Source organism: Nocardia sp. NPDC050630 (genome assembly GCF_044457245.1).
GTDB lineage: Bacteria > Actinomycetota > Actinomycetes > Mycobacteriales > Mycobacteriaceae > Nocardia.
Genome location: NZ_JBITGN010000007.1, coordinates 248,526 through 266,587, shown reverse-complemented (window position 1 = coordinate 266,587; position 18,062 = coordinate 248,526). Strand labels below are relative to the sequence as shown.

Below are 18,062 nucleotides of genomic sequence, written 5' to 3'. Positions count from 1 at the left end.
CGCGCCGGGTGTACCGCGCACGGCGGGTGTCGTCGGCGACTGTCGGATGGGTGGAAGATGTTGGCGGGCAACGAGTCCTGGCATAGATTCGGAACGGCGGAGCGTGTGCTGGAGCTGGACGGCTATCGGCTGCTCGGCCGTTCCGGCCTGCGGGTATCACCGCTGGCACTCGGCACGATGACCTTCGGCACCGATTGGGGCTGGGGTGCGGACAAAGACGAGGCGCGCCAGATCTTCAACGCCTACGTCGCGCGCGGCGGCAACTTCATCGATACCGCGAACCAGTACACCAACGGCACCGCCGAGGAATGGTTGGGCGAGTTTACCGCCACCGATCGCGAAAGCCTGGTGCTGGCAACGAAATACAGTGCGATTCGACGGCTGACCGATCCGAATTCCGGTGGCAATCACCGCAAGAGCATGGTGGCCTCGGTCGAGGCGAGTTTGCGCCGACTGCGCACCGACTACCTCGACCTGCTGTACCTGCACCTATGGGACGGGTTCACGCCGATAGCCGAAATCATGCGCGCCATGGACGATCTCGTCCGCGCGGGCAAGGTGCTCTACCTCGGCATCTCCGATACTCCCGCCTGGCAGATCGCACGCATGCAAACACTGGCTGAGCTACGCGGATGGTCGCCACTGATCGCACTGCAAATCGAATACAACCTCATCGAGCGGACCGTCGAACGTGAACTGATTCCGATGGCGCGCGAGCTCGGCCTCGGCGTAATTCCCTGGTCCCCTTTGGCCAGCGGCGTCCTGACCGGCAAATACACCCGTGCCGATCTCACCGACGCCACAGCGGTCGGCGGCTCACGCAAGAGCATCGCAGTGGCCAACGACTCACTGACCGAGCGCGGACTGGCCATTGCCGATGTCGTCGATCAGATCGCCCACGAACTCGGGCGCACACCCGCGCAGATCGCACTGGCGTGGACCCTGCGCAACTCCGCCGTCGCGGCACCTATTGTCGGCGCGCGCACCACACGCCAACTCGACGACAACCTCGGCGCACTGGGGGTGACCTTCGATGACCACCACCTGAATCGGTTGCATCAGGTCTCCGCGGTGAAACTCGGCTTCCCTCATGACTTCCTCGCTCGGCCGCTTGCCCGCAGCACCGTATTCGGTGATCTGCGCATCCGCGCCAACCTGCCCACTGAGCCGTAAACAGACACGCACCCACGAATGCTGGCGAATCCGCCCTTAACAGAAAGGATCGGTGCTCGCCGATGCCGAACATCGCCGACCTACTGACAGACCGAATGCTGTCTCGTCCCCGGGGGCCGATCGCGCGCTTGTGGTGGCGCGATATGAAGGCCCACCATGAGATCTTCCACGACACCTTGCACGCACTGGAGCTCGAACCATCGGACAACCTGCTCGAAATCGGCTGCGGCGGAGGCACCTTCGTAGGATGGGCGCTCGAGTCCGGCTGCCGCGCGACCGCCGTCGACCACAGTGCGGATATGGTCGCGCTGACCGCACGCAACAATGCCGCCGCAGTGCGCGACGGTCGCCTCGAGGTAGTCGAGGCGGCAGCCGAGGCGCTACCCCTGCCCGATGAGCAATTCACTTGCGCGGCAATGGCAAACGTCTTCTGTTTCCTCGATGCCGCACGCGCGCTCACCGAACTGCGGCGGGTACTCGCCCCGGGTGGGCGGATCGTCGTGCACACCATCGCACCGAATCCACCGGCATCGGTCGTCCCGCCGCCGGCGGCGCGACGCATGCGCCTGTACGCCGACGACGACCTACGCGCACTATTCGAGGACGCGGGGTTCACCGAGCCCAGCGTCGCGCGGCTCGGCGTGGCATTCCAACTCGTCACAGCAAGTCGCTGAGGAGCGTACTCAACAATCGCTACCGGATTCACGCCCTTGATGTGGGCGGCAACCAGCCGGTCGCGCCCGTTTCGATTTGGGCGAGTGCCAGCACGATCAAGAACAAGGGCACCCAGATTCCGTCGTTGAGGCCGCTTTCGACATTCAAGCCTCGCCGTACGCGCGAGGGTAGGACCGGGAACGTGACCACGGCCTGTCCGAGGGCGGCGTCGGTGGGGCGAGCATCACTACGAGCAGTAGCGCTTCGGGTCAGGCGCGGTCGATTCACTGTCGAGCGATCAACCGGAATCCCAGATGTGAGGTCGATGTGTCGACAGCCTGGGCCATTCGGGCCGCAGGGCGGTACCGCTGGCAATAGTTCGGGGCGCACAGGTGCGAGCCCCCCTTGATGACGCGGCGTCCGATGTGTGGCTGGGCGTGGTCGCGGCTACCTTCTTCCGTCCCGCCCCGCGGATCGACGGCGACGCAGCAGGCATGCTCTTGGCCCTGGTGGGCGGTGTACCAGTCCTGGGTCCACTCCCACACGTTGCCGACCATGTCCGATAGGCCGTATCCGTTCGGCGGAAAGGATCCGACAGGCGAGGTTCCTTCGTATCCGTCATCCCCTGTGTTGTGGTGTGGGAAAACACCACGCCAAGTGTTCGCCATCGCCGTATTGCCCGGCTCGAATTCGTCACCCCAGGCGAATTCGGCGCCGTCGAGGCCACCACGGCAGGCATATTCCCACTCGGCTTCCGTCGGTACCTCTTTACCTGCCCAGTCGGCGTATGCCGCGACGTCGTCCCAGGCTATGTGCACCACCGGGTGGTCGGGCCGCTTCCGTATGGAGGTGCCCGGGCCTTGTGGATGACGCCAATCCGCGCCGGGAACCCAATGCCACCACTGATAGGGCCGATCGAGGCGCACCGGACGATCCGGCTTGATGAACACCGATGACCCGGCGACCAGCCGGGTCGGATCGGCATCGGGATAATCGGCGGCAGTCGGTATGCGCTCGGCGACAGTGCGGTAGCGGGTGCGGGAGACGAACAGAGCGAATTCCCTATTCGTCACCGGATGCGGGTCGATCCAGAATCCGGCGACCGTCACCCGGTGCGCCGGTGCCTCCTCGGGATAGTGGCTATCCGAACCCATGGTGAAAGTGCCGCCCTCGATCCAGACCATCTGCTCTTGCCCGCCCGGTGCCGATGGCCTGGGAGGACTGAACGGCGATTTGCCGACGCAGGGATCGGCTCCGCGGTTGGAATCCGGATGCTCATCCCCGTGCTGTAGCTGGTTCGCCGATCCACTCATACCGTCCCACTTTCCAGCGCTGACGAAAGTCCAGGTCTGCGATTCGAGTGTGACCACCGCAACGGCATTCCTCATCCGCCGGGGGTGAACTCTCGGTCATTGTCGCGGTTTTCGCCACGCCGGCGGCGTATTGTGGCCGCGTGTCCCTCACGAGCGGGTGATGCCCCTTCCGCGATTCCTGGTCAGTCACAGGCAGAATTCCGACAGCCCGAGCGAGGAGTCGGTCCATGGCGGCGCCACATCATCCGGAGGAGGTCTCGCGCGGCTCCGAGACCGCGCTCCCGGCCGATCCGCTCCCGAGTTGGCGGGAGGGTGCGGCCAAGCAGGCCATCCTGGACTTCGTGAAGTGGGTGGCGTCCGCGGCCGTCCCGCCCGAGGAGAGGGTGGCGGTCTTCGATAACGACGGCACGCTGTGGTGTGAGAAGCCGATGCCCATCCAGCTCGACTTCATCCTGCGCCGATTGGTCGTCATGGCCGAGCAGGACCCGGCGCTGCGCACCCGCCAGCCCTGGCAGGCGGCCTGGACAAGGAACTACGACTGGCTCAATGACGTCATCACCCAGCACTACCGTGGCGATGACAGCCAAGTGGGGGCGCTGGTTTCCGGGGTGCTGGCGGCGTTCGCGGAGGTCACCGTGGACGATTTCGAGGCCGACGCCGACCGGTTCCTGCACACGGCCGAGCACCCAACTCTCGGCCGCACCTACCTGGCGTGCGGTTATGTACCGATGGTCGAGCTGCTCGACTTGTTGGCGGCCAGTGGTTTCGCCAATTACATCGTTTCTGGTGGTGGTCGCGATTTCATGCGGCCGATCAGCATGCGGATGTACCGTGTTCCACGGGAGCGTGTCATCGGCAGTAGCGTCACGCTCGCCTGGAAGGACGGTGCGATCGTCCACAGCGCCGAGATGGATGTCCTCGACGACGGGCCGGAGAAGCCGGTGCGTATCTGGAGCCGGATCGGGCGCAGGCCCCTGCTTGCGGTAGGAAACACCAACGGGGACATACCGATGCTGCAATTCATCGAACGGCAGGACCGGCCATCGCTGCGGATGCTGATTCTCCACGACGACTCCGCCCGTGAGTTCGACTACGTGACAGGTGCCGAGCGAGCGCTCGAGCTGGCGGGCACCAATGGCTGGACCGTGGTCAGTATGAAGAACGACTGGACGACTGTATTCGAAGCGCTGCAAGGGAACTCGTTTTGATTTCCGTGTGATCGACAGCGATGCGGTTCGACCGAGCGCCGAACGCCCGACGCCGTTCTCACCCGCGGTGGGTGAGGTAGGCGAATCCGCGGCCGCTCAGGTTCGGACGGGGGTCTATCCATCGGGGGCTATCTGTGAGGAGAACGCCCATGGCAATCCCATTCCGCGGTGTGGTCAACCTCGATATCCGCGATTCGGTCCCTGACTGGGGCCCTTACGAGCAGCCGAAGGCGCCACCGGGATCGCCCAATGTTGTGTACATCGTGCTCGATGACGTCGGGTTCGGTGCCATGAGCTGCTACGGCGGTCCGATCGAGACGCCGAATATCGATCGGATCGCCGCGAAAGGTCTGCGCTACACCCAGTGGCACACCACTGCGCTGTGTTCCCCGACCCGTTCCTGTCTGCTCACCGGCCGCAACCACACCACCAATGGCATGGCCTGCATCAGCGAGTGCGCGGTCGGCTTCCCGGGAGCCAACGGCCACATCCCGCCGGAGTGCGCCACCCTCGCTGAGGTCCTGGTCGAGCAGGGCTTCAGTACGGCGATGGTCGGCAAATGGCATCTGTGTGCCGAGGACGAGATGAATCTGGCGTCCACCAAACGAAACTGGCCGCTCGGCCGTGGTTTCGACCGCTTCTACGGTTTCCTCGGGGCGGAGACCAACCAGTGGTATCCGGATCTGGTGCACGACAACCATCTCGTCGAGCAGCCCGCCACACCCGAGCAGGGCTACCACTTCAGCGTCGACATCACCGACCGAGCCCTTGAATACATCGATGACGTCAAGGCGATCGCCCCCGACCGTCCGGTCTTCCTGTACTACGCGCCCGGCTGCGCACACGCTCCGCACCACGTGCCGCGCGAATGGATCGAACGCTATCGCGGCCGGTTCGACGCGGGCTACGAGGTGATCCGCGCGGAGGTCCTGGAGCGGCAGAAACAGATGGGCCTGGTCCCGCAGAACACCGAGCTGCCGCCGCTCAACCCGATCGGCACCCCGGAGACTCGCAGCGGGCCCGAAGGTGAGCCGTTCCCGCCGCTGGACTACACCCGTCCCTGGGACACCCTCGATGATGACGAGAAGCGACTGTTCGCCCGCATGGCCGAGGTGTATGCGGGGTTCCTCTCGCACTGCGACGACCAGATCGGCCGGTTGCTCGACTACCTGGAGACCATCGAGGAACTCGACAACACCATCATTGTGCTGGTCTCCGACAATGGGGCCAGCGGCGAGGGCGGACCGGACGGCTCGGTCAACGAGAACAAGATCGCCAACAGCGTCCCCGACGACCTGGCCGAGAACCTGGCCAAACTGGACGAGCTGGGCAGCCCCAAGACCTACAACCACTATCCGAACGGGTGGGCGGTGGCGTTCAACTCCCCGTTCAAGATGTGGAAACGGTACTCGTTCAACGGCGGTACCTGCGATCCGTGCGTGATCTCCTGGCCTGCCGGGATCAACGCCCACGGCGAGATCCGGGACCAGTACCACCATGCCGTCGACGTGGTGCCGACTCTGCTGGACTGCCTCGGAATCGAACTTCCCGACATGGTGAAGGGCCATGCTCAGGTGCCGCTGCAGGGGGTGAGCATGCGCTACAGCTTCGACGCGGCCAACATTCCATCCGCCAAGCACTCGCAGTTCTACTCGATGCTCGGCGGACGGGGGATATGGCACGACGGCTGGAAAGCCGTCACCACCCACCCCACCCTCAGCGGCTGGAGCCACTTCCCCGACGACACCTGGGAGCTGTACCACACCGAGGTGGACCGTTCCGAGATGCACGACCTGGCCGCCGAGGAACCGGGCAGGCTCGCCGAACTCATCGGCCTGTGGTTCTACGAAGCGGGGGTCAACCAGGCGTTCCCGCTCGATGACCGTTCGGCCGTCGAAATTTTGACTACCTCCCGTCCTCAGCTCGCACCGCCGCGCAACCGTTACGTATACCGACCGGGCGGCGCGGAGGTACCCGAGTCGGTCGCGGTCAACATCCGCAACCGCTCCTACTCGATCGAAGCGCTCGTCGACCTGCCCGGCCCGGACGCCTCCGGTGTGCTGTTCTCCCACGGCGGCCGGTTCGGCGGGCACGCCCTCTATATCAAGGACAACCGGCTGCACTACGTCTACAACTTCCTCGGCAGCGAGGAGCAGCGGATCATCGCGACCGAAGATCTACCGACCGGCCGGAACCTGATCCTGGCCGCCTCCTTCGACAAGGACAGCGAAGATCCGCCCGGCACCGCTCGCGGACTGCTGAGCCTCTACTACGGCGACCGCAAAGTCGGTGAAGGCCGAATCCGCACCCAGCCCGGCAAATTCAGCATCGCCGGGGAGGGGCTCCACGCCGGCCGGGACAGCGCCGAAGCCGTCACCGGCGACTACCCCGGAACACGACCATGGTCGTTTACCGGCGGGACGCTGCACCGGGTCGCCGTCGATGTCAGCGGTGAACCGTTCGTCGACCTCGAACGCGAAGCCGCCGCCATGCTGTCGCGCGAGTAGCAGCAGGGTCGCACCGATGCGACCTTTCTCGAAGATCCCGGTAGCCCCACTTCGGCGGGTCCGGGGCACACCGTGGACCGACGCGGATTTCGCGCGTAGCTATTTCGGGCGTCCGTTCATCGGGTGATGACGATTTTGCTGTTGGCGCGGCCTTGTTCGACGTAGGCCATGGCGTCGAGGGTTTGATCCAAGGGGAAGGTGCGGTCGAGCACCGGCTGTAGGGTGCCGTTGTCGTATAGCGTGGCCAGTTTCTCGAGTTGGGCGCCGTTGGCCTTCATGAAGAAGAATGAGTACCGCACTCGCTGCTTTTTGGCTTGTTTGCGGATCTTGCGGCTCCACAGGGCCATGACGGGTGCGAGCAGCGGTTGGCCGATCCCCGTGCTCGGGCGGCTCGGAGGTTCCGGGCAACCGGCAAGGATTCACTTCGACGTGGTGGCCGCTGACAGGGTCGCGTCGTTGACGGCCGTAGGAGTTATCGCGACAACGAACTTCTGCACCCGACTGACGTTGTCGCACAGGTAGCGACGCTTCGGGTGTTTCGATGTCAGCGCGTGGTCGACGGCCTTGACGACCTTCTGCGGATCGCCCGCGAGCTTTTGCATGCGACCCAATAGCTTCCGAGTCCCGGCAAGGTGTGATGCGTACAGTTCGCGATGCTCGTCGCTCAGTTTCGCGGTCATGCGGTCGTGCTCGTCGAGCATGCTGCCCCACATGTCGGTACGGGTGGGCCCGGGCTCGATCAGCGAGACGGGGATCCGCCACGGGCGCAACTCGATTCGGAGTGCATCGGCCAAGGACTCGACTGCATACTTCGATGCGCTGTAGGCGCCGGTACCCGGCGTGGTGATCAACCCGCTGACCGATGACATGAACACCACCCGTCCATGTGCTTCACGTATTTTCGGCAGCACCGCCTGCGTCACTGCGATCTGGGCTGTCACGTTGACCTCGAGTTGGCGTGACAACTCATCGAGAGACAACCCCTCCACCGGTCCGTTCACGATGATGCCGGCATTGTTGACAACGCCGTTCAGTTCAGCGGGGAGTCGAGCGGCGAGCGTAGCGATGGCGGACCGGTCGGTGATGTCGAGACCGATGGCGTGCACATTGGGTAAGCGATCGAGACTTTCGATGGCGGCATCGGATCGAGCCGTGGCATACACCTGCCAACCTCGTCGGCTCATGTGTTCGGTGATCGCCAGCCCGATCCCCCTGCTGGCGCCGGTAATCAATACAGAAGGCATGCTTTTCCTACTCTCGTCGTCGAAGGTCGAATGGGCAGGCCGCTCGGGCCCGGTGATCGACGCACCATCGATCACTGACGTGTACCGATTGCGATACCGATGCTGCCGAGCCTCATGACCCCAGGAAGTCGAGCGCCTCTGCGACGACCCTTTGGTGATGCTGAAAGATCCCGCCATGTCCGGCGTCCACGTAGATGCGGAGCTTCGCGTTCGGCAGACGACGTTGCAAGTCGAACGAATTGCTCGTCGGGACCATCCGATCGTCCTCACCGTTGGCTACGAGAACGGGGTGCTGGATACGGCTGAGGTCGAATGGCTCCTGCGCGCCCCACGCGTGGATCGCCTTCAGCTGAGTGCGGAATGCGCGCAGTGCGATTGCCTTGTCGCGGTCGACGCTGCGTTCCTTGAGCCGTTTCACGAACGCACGAGCCTCCGACTTGCCGTGTGCGGTTCTGGTGAAGAACAGATTCTCTTTCGGATCCTTGAAAGTGGCCAACGCCTTCAACGTGTCACGGTAGGTCACCGAGGTCACGTTCACGATGCCTTCGCCTCCCGCCGGACCCGTCCCCGCGAGGATCAGCTTTCGCACGAGTTCGGGCTCATCGCGAGCGATCACCTGCGCTACGAAGCCTCCTAGCGAGAACCCCAGAATATCGACCCGGTCGAAGCCGAGCGCGTGGATGAACTCGACAGCATCTCGTGCCATCGCCTCGACCGAGTCCGGTGTTGTGCCTTCTGACGCGCCGACCCCGCGGTTGTCGAAGGTGATCACGCGATGCTTGGATGCGATGCCGTCGACCACCCTGGGGTCCCAGTTGTCCAGATTCGCACCCAAGTGATTCAAGAAGATCACTGGTACGCCGGTACCGGGGCCCAGCTCGCGATAGGCGAACCGCGTTGCGCCGACCTGCACGGATTTGGTCGGCGCATCCGCATACGACGTGCCGCCCACACGAATACTCTGCCCCTGCTGATGACGGTCGGGAACGCGCTGAGTGGCTCGCCGGTCTGTCATGACTTCCTCCTGATGTAAACCGATTGGTGTACCTTGCGAAGGCAACGGTACTCCCATATCGCCTCACTTGTAAACAGATCGGTATACTTGCTTCATGACTACGCTGACCGATACTCAGGAACCGACCCGTCGGGGAGGGCGTGGCGCACGTCAGCGCATCCTGCGGGCAGCTGCCGACCTGTTCTACAACGAGGGCATCAACGCCACCGGTGTCGAACTGATCGCGACCAAAGCATCCGTTTCGAAAAGAACTCTCTACCAACACTTTCCGAGCAAGGCCGCGTTGGTGGAGGAGTATCTGCGCATGCTGCGGGAAGCGGTGGGTGACATCACGGACATGCCGTCGGGGAAGTCCGATTCGGATCCGCGTTCGCGGCTGCTCGCACTGTTCGACAGTCCAGATGCCGCCGATGCGCCGATGCGTGGCTGCCCGTTCCACAACGCGGCGGTTGAGGCAGCCGAGACCATGCCTGGTGTTCAAGCCATCGTCCACGCGCACAAGCGGAACTACATCGACGGCCTCACCGAGTTGGCCCGACAAGCCGGCGCGGCAGACCCCCAACTGCTGGGCGAGCAGCTCGCTGTCCTGTACGAGGGTGCCGCCGCATTGTCCACCTCTCTGGACGATCCGGCGCCCTGGGCACATGCCCGCGGAGCAGCGCAAGCTCTCATCAACCAAGCAACAAACCGCTGAGCTCAGCTGCTCCGCTCCCGATCCTGATAGCGCCACGACCCGTGTCCACCGACCGGAGTCGAGGCAGGAGATGTCGGCGCTCCTCGAAAAGGAGGCCACCCATCGACGGATCGGAAGGGTGATCTCAGTGCAGGATTGGGCGCGGATCAGGTATCGCCACCGGCCAACGCGGACGGCAGCTGGCTCGACGATCGTCAGCGGCCCGCGATCGGTTGTACAGCCTGGCGTGCATCCCCCGACCGGCCCGGAAAAGAGTAGACCTTCACAACACCTCGAATACTCTTCCGGCGAGTCCGAATTCGAATAACCGCGGATGTGGGAGGGTGCGGCCCATGCTGATCGAATACGGGGTGTGGGTTACGCGGTTGGCGCTCGCCGTGGTGTTCGGGCTGTCGGCCTGGGGGAAACTGGCCGATCGCGCTGGTACGCGGCGGGCGGTGGGGGAGTTCGAGGTGCCGGTGCGGTGGGTGCCCGCCGTGGCATGGGGGCTGCCGGTCGCCGAGGCGGTGGTGGCGGTCGGCGTCGTTCTGTCGTGGACGGCCGTCGCGGCGGCGGTCGGTGCGCTGCTCCTGCTGATGGTCTTCACAGTGGTCATGGTCGGCTTGTTGCGGCGCGGCAAGCGCCCCTCCTGCTCATGCTTCGGCGCGGCGAGTACGACGCCGATCGGCGCGCGCAGTCTCGTGCGCAACGGTGTGCTGATGGTGCTCGCGGCGTTGGTCCTGTGGGGCGCGCTGGCCCGTCCCGCGGTGCCCGCCGGACTGGCTGCCGATGCCGCGACCGGGCTCGCGCTCGGTGCGCTGCTGTGCGGGATCCTCGGGTGGGTGATCGGCCAGGTCGGTGTGCTGCGGCGTCGGCTGGACGAGCAGGCGCTCTCGACGCTGGGGGCCGAGGGCTTGCCGGTCGGCTCGGTCGCGCCGGAGTTCGAGTTGCTCGACGTCGCGGGCGCCCGCACGAACCTGGCGGACCTGCTCTCGGAGGGCCGGGCAGTATTGCTGGTGTTCGTGCACCCGGGCTGTGAGATGTGCGCCGCGCTGGCCCGTGAGCTGCCGCGGTGGCGGGCGCGCACGGCCATGACCATGGTCGTCGTCGGGAACGGCGATGCCGATGAGCAGGCCATTTGGGGTGCCGAACAGGGTCTGGGCGAGATCCCGTCGCTGGTGCAGCAGGGCAACGAGGCGGCACTGCGATATCGCGTCCGCGGTACACCGTCGGCTGTGCTGATCGACGCGGAGGGCCGGGTCGCCGCGCCTGTCGCACGGGGCGCTATCGCGATCCGTGAGTTGATTCTCGCCGGGAAATCGAGCCGAGCCCAGCTTTCCTCTCGAAGCAACGGCCACCACGCCGCTAACCAGGCTCGGAACTGACCCCTCGATCAGGCTACCTACGTCGAAAACCGGCTGCCAGTCGAAATTGTTTGTCGCACAGAGATTTTCGTATACAGCAGTGCTCTCCCGCCGATACGATGCTGAGTGCATCGATGCAGAACCGCGCGCGACCCCCATCCACCACTTTTGGCAGGGAGATGTCATGGCGGACTTCGCATTCACCGATTACTCCGGCAAGGAATTCATCATCCGGCTCAATAACGAGCAGCGCATCGAGGAAGCGCGTCGGATCCTGTCCGGCGAGGAGCAGATGTCGATCCATGTCATGGGACGCATCAGGAAACAGGAAGTCGACTACAACCCGGGTTGGAGCTTCCACCTAGACCCGGACACGATCACCTTCTTCACCATGGCGATCGAGGTCTGTGACTCGTCTATCTCCTACCTCGAGGACCATCTGGACGAGGCTTGCGGCGCTTTCCTGCCGGGTTGCTTCTGGTGTCCGTGGTCCTCTCGACTCACCCGAGAGATCCGCTGATCGCGACGCCATCGGCGGCGGACCCCGGCCGAGCGCTCTCGGCCGGGGTCCGCTGGTTTCCGTAGCTCGTGTCCCCATCCGGTCCGGCCCGCTCGTCGAACGCCACATGCGAGCGCGAAAGGATCGTGCAGAGTTCGAAATCGTTTCCGATGTGGAGGCTGCGATCGTCTGAGCCTTACTCAGGACCGCACCGAAACCGACGGACGGACCGAGGAGGTCGGATGGCCGAGACCACTCGCGCGGAGACGGCGTCGTCGCGACGCTGGCCGCGGTTGCGGGTCGATGAGTGGACCGCTACTCGCGACACGCTGCACCTGTGGACCCAGATCATCGGCAAGATTCGGCTCGCTCATGCGCCGATGATCAACCACTGGTGGCAGGTCACCCTCTACGTCAGCCCGCGTGGTTTGACCACCTCCGCGATACCGTACGAGGCCGGTGTTTTCGACATCGAGTTCGACTTCGATGAGCACCGGTTGCACATACGAGCCAGTGATGGCGACGCCCGTCAGATCGCGCTCGAACCCAAGTCGGTCGCGGATTTCTATGCCGAAACGATGGGGGCGCTCGACGAGCTCGGCATTGCGGTACAGATTCAAGCGAAGCCCAACGAGATCGATCCTGCGATCCCGTTCGCCGAGGATTACGAGCATGCTTCTTATGATCGCGACGCCGTGCATCTGTTCTGGCGTCAACTCGTCGCGGCCCAACGAGTAATGAGCGAGTTTCGCTCGTATTTCATCGGCAAGGTGAGCCCGGTGCACTTCTTCTGGGGCGCCATGGATCTGGCCTGTACCAGGTTTTCCGGCCGCACCGCGCCGAAGCATCCTGGCGGCGCACCCAACTGCGGTGATTGGGTGATGGTAGAGGGCTACTCCCACGAGTTGAGTAGCTGCGGCTTCTGGCCGGGTGGTGGTGAAGAAGGTGCCTTCTACGCCTACGCCTATCCAGAACCCGACGGCTTCGCCGACTATCCGGTCGGTCCTCGGCACGCTTTCTACAGCGCCGATAACGGCCAGTTTCTACTGCCCTATGAGGCGGTACGCACCGCCGCAGATCCGGAACGAACTCTTCTGGAATTCCTGCACACTACCTATCAAGCGGCCGCCGAACGCGGCAAATGGGATCGGGCAGCACTCGAATGCGATCCGCACCGGTGGGCCCAGAAATAGCGGACACCGATTCCAGGAGTCGGGCAACCGCGCCTCGATGGCGTTACGCCAGCCACGTCAGTGGCAGAACGGACCGCGATGTAGCCGTGGCGGAAGCAGGGCCGTTCTTGTGCCGACGCACATGCGCACAGCCGCCAGGAACGGTCGTGCCGTCCTCGCGCATCAGCTCGAACCAACGCGGGACCACCGGTGGGCGAAACCCTGGTAAGCCGACGCTGTACATGGGTGTTAAGCCGGGTGTCCCGGCTCCAGGTCGGCGACAGAGCTCCATCGCACCGCATCAACCGTTCGCCCGGCTGCGTATCCAGCTTCGGGGGCCAAGACCAAACCCACATGGTCACCGAAGTCGTTGCGAGCCTGGATCGTTCCGGAAAACCAGGCGACCGCGTCCACCAACACAGGCACTCCGTTCGGGCCGACCCGCCATCGGCACCGGCTGAATTTATCGATATCGTCGCCGGTCTCCGCACCGAACAGTTGCGCAAGCGCAAGGTTGTCTCGATCGACCAGGTGCACCGACACATAGGCGGCTGCCATCGCGGTCCGGTATGTGCGGTTGTTCTTCGACAAACAGACCAGAAACCGTGCCGGATCGATACTGACCTGTGACGCGAACCCCACCAGACAACCGCTGCGCTCATCCCCGACCGCGACCGTCACGATGAACACCGGCGCATCGGCCAAGGCCACCATCGACTTGAACGCGCTGGGACCGTGTACCGCAGCATCCGACATCGTTTGTGTATATCAGACCGCTATCGACTTCGACCGCAACTGTCTACCCGCGCCCGACATGAAGGGTGGAGGCTCCGACCGCGGGTTCCCATCCGTGCTGGAAAGCGCGTTGTGGCAGCTCAATGCCGATGGTGTGCGACTGCCCGGGTTCGAGGGTGCCGGTGGTGAAGCCAGCGAACCGCGCCACCGATCCGGATACGGCGAATGCGCTGCGGGAAATGTCGCGAAGGCCTGTCGGACCTGAACATCACCGGCTTCTGCGCCACCCGAATCGAGCAGCTGCTGTCCTGATCCGCGGACCGGCTCTCATGGAGTAATGACGAGTACGTCGCCGCATACCGGCCGCTCTCGGCGCGCTCATTCGAAGGTGGGTTGGTCTGCCCGTTCTGGCGTAATGGCGGTGATGCGGTAGCGGTGGCCCTCGATCTTGTCCGGCCGGTAGCGGATGGCGGAATCGATCATGACCGCCCGGTCGCGCGGGCTCGCGAGGATGATGATGGGACTGGATAGGAGCATCGTGTTCGTCCTGTCCGGTTATTCTCCGAGGTGGGTAATCGGGCCGAACTGGTGTTCATAGTTGCTCATGCTGTCGTTCAGGATCTGCATCAGCCGGAAGATCATCGCCGGCGGGAACTTCACCCTCGACACCACTCGAGCCGGTTGACGCATCACCGGCCGACCATCGTCGTCGACGCCCTGATCGGTCGGCAGATATACGAGGAAGTCCAGGGTGAAGTCGGTGCGGTTGTACCAGCAGGTGAACCCGTTGGAGTAGACACCGGCGCTCATCACCTCCGGCACGATCACCTCGACGTCGTTCGGGGGCGGCAGAGTCGGTTCATTCATCCGCGGTCACCTTTCACCGGTCGACGAAAGGAGCTCCTTGCTGGGCGGTGGCCCCTTTCGTCGACACGTCATTCGTCGACAGCAGATCGGTGGCTAGCGGAACTGTGCCTGGCGTGCCTGCTCGCGAAGGTGATGCAGCTGCATTTCCCACTGCCCGGACCGGTCCTGGGTACGGGTGGCCTGATCCTCGGCCTGCTGGGCCAACTGGCTGGCCTGCTCGGCCTGATCCTGTGCCGACTGGGCACGCTGGTTGGACTGGTTGGCCTCGCCCTGTGCTTGCTGGGCCTGGCTCTGCGCCCGATCGGCCTCGCCTTGGGCCTGCTGAGCCTGGTTCTGCGCCTGCTGGGCTTGTTGGCGGGCCTGTTGGGCCTGCTGGTTGGCCTGGTTGGCCTCGTGCTGGGCGATCTGCGCCTGGTGCTGGACTTGACGGGTCTGGTGTTGCGCCTGCCGAGCAAGGTTCTGTGCCTGCTGGGCGTACTGACGAGCGCTTTGAGCTTCCTGCCGCGCCTCATCGATCTGGAGCCGCAGCACCATCTCGATGTCCCGAAGGTTCTGCATATCCATGATGTCGCCACGCTTGGTGTCAGTGCTGGTTTCCTGAGCCATATGAGCTTCCCTCCAAGAGTTGGTTGAGTGGACGGACTCGATTGACCGAACTCATTGTGTCTGAAGACCAACCCCTTGTCAGCAACTTCATCGCAACCATTCGGAAACGGCGGTGAAACTTACGTGGCGATCCGGCCGCGGTTACATTCATGGCTTCGCTACCGGGCAACTGTCGCCGATGAAGGCATGACTTCACTGCTGATCGACGCGACCAGCCAGGGTGACTGGCCTCATTCTGAGCAAGCATTCCTCCGTCAGCGACCATGCAGTTATCTGTCCGCTGTGTCGATGCGTCGCATCGCTGAACCGCATTCGGGACAGTCGGTCACTGGCACTCGGCGGTAGCAAAAAGGAGCTGTCGATGCCCGCCGGTGCGTCATCCGGCCCGTCCCACTTTTCGTGATCGAGTCATCGCTCGAATTGCGAAGGGGGACTTGGTACTTAGCTAGTCGATCTTGGCCATCACATGCTTGACTCGGGTGTAGTCCTCCAGCCCGTACATCGACAGGTCCTTGCCGTGTCCGGAGGACTTGAACCCGCCGTGCGGCATCTCGGCGATCAGCGCGGTGTGGGTGTTGATCCACACGCAACCGAAGTCGAGTGCGGCCGACACGCGGAGCGCCCGCGACAGATCCTTGGTCCACACCGAGGACGCCAGCCCGTACTCGACGCCGTTGGCCCACCGGATCGCATCGTCTTCGTCAGTGAACGACTGCACGGTGATCACCGGTCCGAATATCTCGTTCTGGCTCAGCCGGTCGGCCTGCCGCAGCCCGCCGATGACCGTCGGCTCGACGTAATACCCGCGGTCGCCCTGCCGGTGCCCACCGGTCACGACCGAAGCGTGATCGGGCACCTCATCGAGGAAGCCGAGCACCCGCTGTAGTTGGTTGGCGTTATTGACCGGTGGCACCCAGGCATTCTCGTCACCGGTGGCCTTGCCGAACGTCGTTGTGGCATTGTCGGCCTGCTCGGCCAGCGCCGCGGTCAGATCTTCGGCCACCGACGCGTGGCCGAGGACCCGGGTGGCCGCCGTGCAATCCTGCCCGGCGTTGAAATAGCCCGAGGCCGTGATGCCCGCGGCGGTAGCGGCTATATCAGCGTCGGGGAACACGATTACCGGCGCTTTGCCGCCCAACTCCAGATGCGTGCGCTTGAGGTGGGCTCCGGCCGACTCGGCGACCGCACGGCCTGCGGCCAACGAACCGGTGATCGATACCATCTGTGGGGTCGGATGCGCGACCACCGCCGCACCCGTCACCCGGTCACCGGTTACCACATTGAGCACGCCTTGTGGCAGGTGCTCGGCGGCCAGTTCGGCCAGCATCACCGTGGTCACCGGGGTGGTGTCGCTCGGTTTGATCACCACGGTGTTTCCCGCCGCGATCGCGGGAACGAACTTCCAGATTGCCATCATCATCGGGTAGTTCCACGGCGTCACCTGTCCGATAACGCCGATCGGCTCCCGACGGATCCACGATGTATGGCCCGCCAGGTACTCGCAGGCCGACTTGCCCTCGAGCACTCGCGACGCCCCCGCGAAGAACCGGATCTGGTCCAGCATCTGCGGGATCTCTACGGCCAACGTGACATGCTTCGGCTTGCCGGTGTTGCGTCCCTCGGCGGCAACGAGCGCGTCGGCCGCGTTCTCCACCTCGTCGGCGAAAGCCAACAGCGCCTTCTGGCGGTCCGACGGCGTTGTGCGCTTCCAGTCGCAGAACGCCCTGGCCGCCGCTGCGTACGCGTTGTCGATGTCCTGTTCGGTGGACACCGGGGCGGTGCCGTACTGATCGCCGGTGGCAGGGTCGACGAGGGCCATCGTCGCACCGCCGACCGAGTCGACGAGCTTACCGTCGATGAAGTTCTGGACCACAACCATGACGCCTCCTCGATTGCTCTGTTCAGTCGACAACTCTCTGACGTGGAAGGTTCACCCGCCTTGTCTATGCTGTCGTAGCGTCCCGACAAGATCCGCTCGTTCGGTCACGATGCGGCCGCTATTCAGCTCGAGCCCTTCGAGCGTTTTCGACTGATCTCGCGTCACATGACGGCTCCAACGGTGATTCGGGCAGGCGGGTTTCGGCATCACTTCGGAGCTGTATGGGCTGGGTTTCGTCGCCTGGTCCAGGGATTGAAACCGGCTTGGCGGCTACGCTTCCGGCATGAGCACGGCGCACTCCGACAGCCTTCCCGGTCGACAGAAGAAGCGACGACTACGGTCACAACTCGCCTGGTACCTGTTGCTCGCCGGCACGGTTGCGTCTTGCCTCGGCGCACTCCTGCGGGCGAGTGCCCCTGATGGCGCCGAGTCGTTGCTGTTGTGGTTTTTCTTGATCAGCGCGTCGTTCGGGTTGTTCTGCGTGATCCTCGGCTACCTGACCCGGGTTGTGGTAACCCGGCGGCTTCGGGTACCCGAACTCAGTCCTCTGCTTGCGCCTGCGCTAGTGGTGGCGTTCACGGTGACGGCGTGGAGCGCAGACCTACCGATCGTCGTGCGCTGGCAGTTCTCGGCCCACAGCTTCGATGAAGCCGCACGGCAGGTACGCGACGGCGGCGATCCGCGGACGTTCGAAGGTCACCGGCTCGGGCTCTACCGCATCGACAGTGCGGACAGCTACGCCTGGGGTATCTACTTCAGAACCAGCCCCATGACGGGCAACTGCTCGAGCGGGGGCGGAGGATTTGCCAAGCTTACCGGCGCCTCTCGCGCGTCAGACGCGTTCCATCACCTGAATGGTGACTGGCATTGGTTCTGCCTCGACAGTGCTGGCGAAGTGACAGTGCCAGACCACCCCATCGGGGGATCGCGCTAGCCAACAACCGGAGAACGGCGAACCGCTTCACTTATCCGGACCACGCGTGGACCTATGGCATCACCGGCCGGCTGGTGGGCATGCCCGGCAAGGAAGAATTCACCGGGATCGACCCGGGCCACTTACGGTCTGGTCGAACCCCGCGACGACGTCCGCGCGATCACCGCCGCTGGAATCGGGCCGTGGTGATGACTGCGGCGCAACATCTTTCGCTCTCAT

General features: G+C 64.1%; 18 protein-coding genes and 1 pseudogene. 9 read left to right on the top strand and 10 right to left on the bottom strand.

Going from position 1 to position 18,062, the window contains the following annotated elements; translation table 11 throughout:
* The first annotated feature begins 105 nt into the window (after positions 1–105).
* The gene (locus ACIBG0_RS20485; RefSeq protein WP_397034528.1) at positions 106–1,173 is read left to right on the top strand and encodes an aldo/keto reductase; all 1,068 of its coding nucleotides are present in this window, start codon (positions 106–108) and stop codon (positions 1,171–1,173) included.
* 62 nt (positions 1,174–1,235) lie between these two features.
* Positions 1,236–1,847 carry a class I SAM-dependent methyltransferase gene (locus ACIBG0_RS20480; protein WP_397034527.1) on the top strand — a complete coding sequence of 204 codons (612 nt, stop codon included), beginning with the start codon at positions 1,236–1,238 and terminating at the stop codon, positions 1,845–1,847.
* A gap of 55 nt (positions 1,848–1,902) precedes the next feature.
* Here the strand turns inward: ACIBG0_RS20480 and ACIBG0_RS20475 are convergent.
* Positions 1,903–2,096: pseudogene (locus ACIBG0_RS20475) on the bottom strand (sodium:proton antiporter); the annotation flags it as partial.
* A gap of 15 nt (positions 2,097–2,111) precedes the next feature.
* A complete protein-coding gene (locus ACIBG0_RS20470) occupies positions 2,112–3,011 on the bottom strand; it encodes a formylglycine-generating enzyme family protein (RefSeq protein WP_397034637.1) in 900 nt (299 codons plus the stop codon).
* Positions 3,012–3,367: 356 nt separating this feature from the next.
* Here ACIBG0_RS20470 and ACIBG0_RS20465 point away from each other — a divergent pair, with 356 nt between their 5' ends.
* Positions 3,368–4,348: an HAD family hydrolase gene (locus ACIBG0_RS20465; protein WP_397034526.1), complete on the top strand. Its 981-nt coding sequence runs from the start codon at positions 3,368–3,370 to the stop codon at positions 4,346–4,348.
* A gap of 149 nt (positions 4,349–4,497) precedes the next feature.
* A complete protein-coding gene (locus ACIBG0_RS20460; protein ID WP_397034525.1) occupies positions 4,498–6,855 on the top strand; it encodes an arylsulfatase in 2,358 nt (785 codons plus the stop codon).
* 116 nt (positions 6,856–6,971) lie between these two features.
* Here ACIBG0_RS20460 and ACIBG0_RS20455 read toward each other — a convergent pair whose 3' ends face one another.
* The 3 genes from ACIBG0_RS20455 to ACIBG0_RS20445 all read right to left on the bottom strand — a co-directional run bounded on the left by ACIBG0_RS20455 (position 6,972) and on the right by ACIBG0_RS20445 (position 9,114).
* Positions 6,972–7,202 (bottom strand): zinc-binding dehydrogenase, encoded by a 231-nt coding sequence (locus ACIBG0_RS20455; RefSeq protein WP_397034524.1) that lies wholly within the window; start codon positions 7,200–7,202, stop codon positions 6,972–6,974.
* A 72-nt stretch (positions 7,203–7,274) separates the two neighbouring features.
* On the bottom strand, positions 7,275–8,099 hold the full coding sequence (locus tag ACIBG0_RS20450) for an SDR family oxidoreductase (RefSeq protein ID WP_397034523.1): 825 nt from the start codon (positions 8,097–8,099) through the stop codon (positions 7,275–7,277).
* A 112-nt stretch (positions 8,100–8,211) separates the two neighbouring features.
* Complete coding sequence (locus ACIBG0_RS20445; RefSeq protein WP_397034522.1) at positions 8,212–9,114, bottom strand: alpha/beta fold hydrolase; 903 nt, start codon at positions 9,112–9,114, stop codon at positions 8,212–8,214.
* Positions 9,115–9,208: 94 nt separating this feature from the next.
* Between ACIBG0_RS20445 and ACIBG0_RS20440 the strand changes: the two genes are divergently transcribed.
* The 4 genes from ACIBG0_RS20440 (at position 9,209) to ACIBG0_RS20425 (ending at position 12,843) form a co-directional block, all read left to right on the top strand.
* Complete coding sequence (locus ACIBG0_RS20440; RefSeq protein ID WP_397034521.1) at positions 9,209–9,808, top strand: TetR/AcrR family transcriptional regulator; 600 nt, start codon at positions 9,209–9,211, stop codon at positions 9,806–9,808.
* A gap of 332 nt (positions 9,809–10,140) precedes the next feature.
* Positions 10,141–11,172 (top strand): peroxiredoxin family protein, encoded by a 1,032-nt coding sequence (locus tag ACIBG0_RS20435; protein WP_397034520.1) that lies wholly within the window; start codon positions 10,141–10,143, stop codon positions 11,170–11,172.
* Between the two features lie 163 nt (positions 11,173–11,335).
* Entirely contained in the window at positions 11,336–11,671 is a 336-nt protein-coding gene (locus ACIBG0_RS20430) for a calmodulin (protein WP_397034519.1), read from the top strand.
* A 221-nt stretch (positions 11,672–11,892) separates the two neighbouring features.
* Complete coding sequence (locus tag ACIBG0_RS20425; RefSeq protein WP_397034518.1) at positions 11,893–12,843, top strand: DUF5996 family protein; 951 nt, start codon at positions 11,893–11,895, stop codon at positions 12,841–12,843.
* A 228-nt stretch (positions 12,844–13,071) separates the two neighbouring features.
* On the opposite strand, the gene ACIBG0_RS20420 is transcribed toward ACIBG0_RS20425, so the two are convergent.
* The 5 genes from ACIBG0_RS20420 to ACIBG0_RS20400 form a co-directional block, all read right to left on the bottom strand.
* Positions 13,072–13,578 (bottom strand): flavin reductase family protein, encoded by a 507-nt coding sequence (locus ACIBG0_RS20420; protein ID WP_397034517.1) that lies wholly within the window; start codon positions 13,576–13,578, stop codon positions 13,072–13,074.
* Positions 13,579–13,935: 357 nt separating this feature from the next.
* A complete protein-coding gene (locus tag ACIBG0_RS20415; protein WP_397034516.1) occupies positions 13,936–14,094 on the bottom strand; it encodes a hypothetical protein in 159 nt (52 codons plus the stop codon).
* 18 nt (positions 14,095–14,112) lie between these two features.
* Positions 14,113–14,424, bottom strand: coding sequence for a DUF3467 domain-containing protein (locus ACIBG0_RS20410; RefSeq protein ID WP_397034515.1), 312 nt, complete (start codon positions 14,422–14,424; stop codon positions 14,113–14,115).
* Between the two features lie 93 nt (positions 14,425–14,517).
* Positions 14,518–15,030 carry a hypothetical protein gene (locus ACIBG0_RS20405; protein ID WP_397034514.1) on the bottom strand — a complete coding sequence of 171 codons (513 nt, stop codon included), beginning with the start codon at positions 15,028–15,030 and terminating at the stop codon, positions 14,518–14,520.
* A 445-nt stretch (positions 15,031–15,475) separates the two neighbouring features.
* Entirely contained in the window at positions 15,476–16,909 is a 1,434-nt protein-coding gene (locus ACIBG0_RS20400; protein WP_397034513.1) for an aminobutyraldehyde dehydrogenase, read from the bottom strand.
* Between the two features lie 283 nt (positions 16,910–17,192).
* Between ACIBG0_RS20400 and ACIBG0_RS20395 the strand changes: the two genes are divergently transcribed.
* The gene (locus tag ACIBG0_RS20395) at positions 17,193–17,843 is read left to right on the top strand and encodes a hypothetical protein (RefSeq protein WP_397034512.1); all 651 of its coding nucleotides are present in this window, start codon (positions 17,193–17,195) and stop codon (positions 17,841–17,843) included.
* The last annotated feature ends 219 nt before the right edge of the window (positions 17,844–18,062 follow it).

Bases quoted from the DNA above. Each gene is read 5' to 3' on its own strand.
- ACIBG0_RS20480 (WP_397034527.1), top strand. From the start codon at position 1,236: ATGCCGAACATCGCCGACCTACTGACAGACCGAATGCTGTCTCGTCCC.
- ACIBG0_RS20470 (WP_397034637.1), bottom strand. From the start codon at position 3,011: ATGGTCTGGATCGAGGGCGGCACTTTCACCATGGGTTCGGATAGCCAC.
- ACIBG0_RS20465 (WP_397034526.1), top strand. From the start codon at position 3,368: ATGGCGGCGCCACATCATCCGGAGGAGGTCTCGCGCGGCTCCGAGACC.
- ACIBG0_RS20460 (WP_397034525.1), top strand. From the start codon at position 4,498: ATGGCAATCCCATTCCGCGGTGTGGTCAACCTCGATATCCGCGATTCG.
- ACIBG0_RS20455 (WP_397034524.1), bottom strand. From the start codon at position 7,202: ATGGCCCTGTGGAGCCGCAAGATCCGCAAACAAGCCAAAAAGCAGCGA.
- ACIBG0_RS20450 (WP_397034523.1), bottom strand. From the start codon at position 8,099: ATGCCTTCTGTATTGATTACCGGCGCCAGCAGGGGGATCGGGCTGGCG.
- ACIBG0_RS20445 (WP_397034522.1), bottom strand. From the start codon at position 9,114: ATGACAGACCGGCGAGCCACTCAGCGCGTTCCCGACCGTCATCAGCAG.
- ACIBG0_RS20440 (WP_397034521.1), top strand. From the start codon at position 9,209: ATGACTACGCTGACCGATACTCAGGAACCGACCCGTCGGGGAGGGCGT.
- ACIBG0_RS20435 (WP_397034520.1), top strand. From the start codon at position 10,141: ATGCTGATCGAATACGGGGTGTGGGTTACGCGGTTGGCGCTCGCCGTG.
- ACIBG0_RS20430 (WP_397034519.1), top strand. From the start codon at position 11,336: ATGGCGGACTTCGCATTCACCGATTACTCCGGCAAGGAATTCATCATC.
- ACIBG0_RS20425 (WP_397034518.1), top strand. From the start codon at position 11,893: ATGGCCGAGACCACTCGCGCGGAGACGGCGTCGTCGCGACGCTGGCCG.
- ACIBG0_RS20420 (WP_397034517.1), bottom strand. From the start codon at position 13,578: ATGTCGGATGCTGCGGTACACGGTCCCAGCGCGTTCAAGTCGATGGTG.
- ACIBG0_RS20415 (WP_397034516.1), bottom strand. From the start codon at position 14,094: ATGCTCCTATCCAGTCCCATCATCATCCTCGCGAGCCCGCGCGACCGG.
- ACIBG0_RS20410 (WP_397034515.1), bottom strand. From the start codon at position 14,424: ATGAATGAACCGACTCTGCCGCCCCCGAACGACGTCGAGGTGATCGTG.
- ACIBG0_RS20405 (WP_397034514.1), bottom strand. From the start codon at position 15,030: ATGGCTCAGGAAACCAGCACTGACACCAAGCGTGGCGACATCATGGAT.
- ACIBG0_RS20400 (WP_397034513.1), bottom strand. From the start codon at position 16,909: ATGGTTGTGGTCCAGAACTTCATCGACGGTAAGCTCGTCGACTCGGTC.
- ACIBG0_RS20395 (WP_397034512.1), top strand. From the start codon at position 17,193: ATGAGCACGGCGCACTCCGACAGCCTTCCCGGTCGACAGAAGAAGCGA.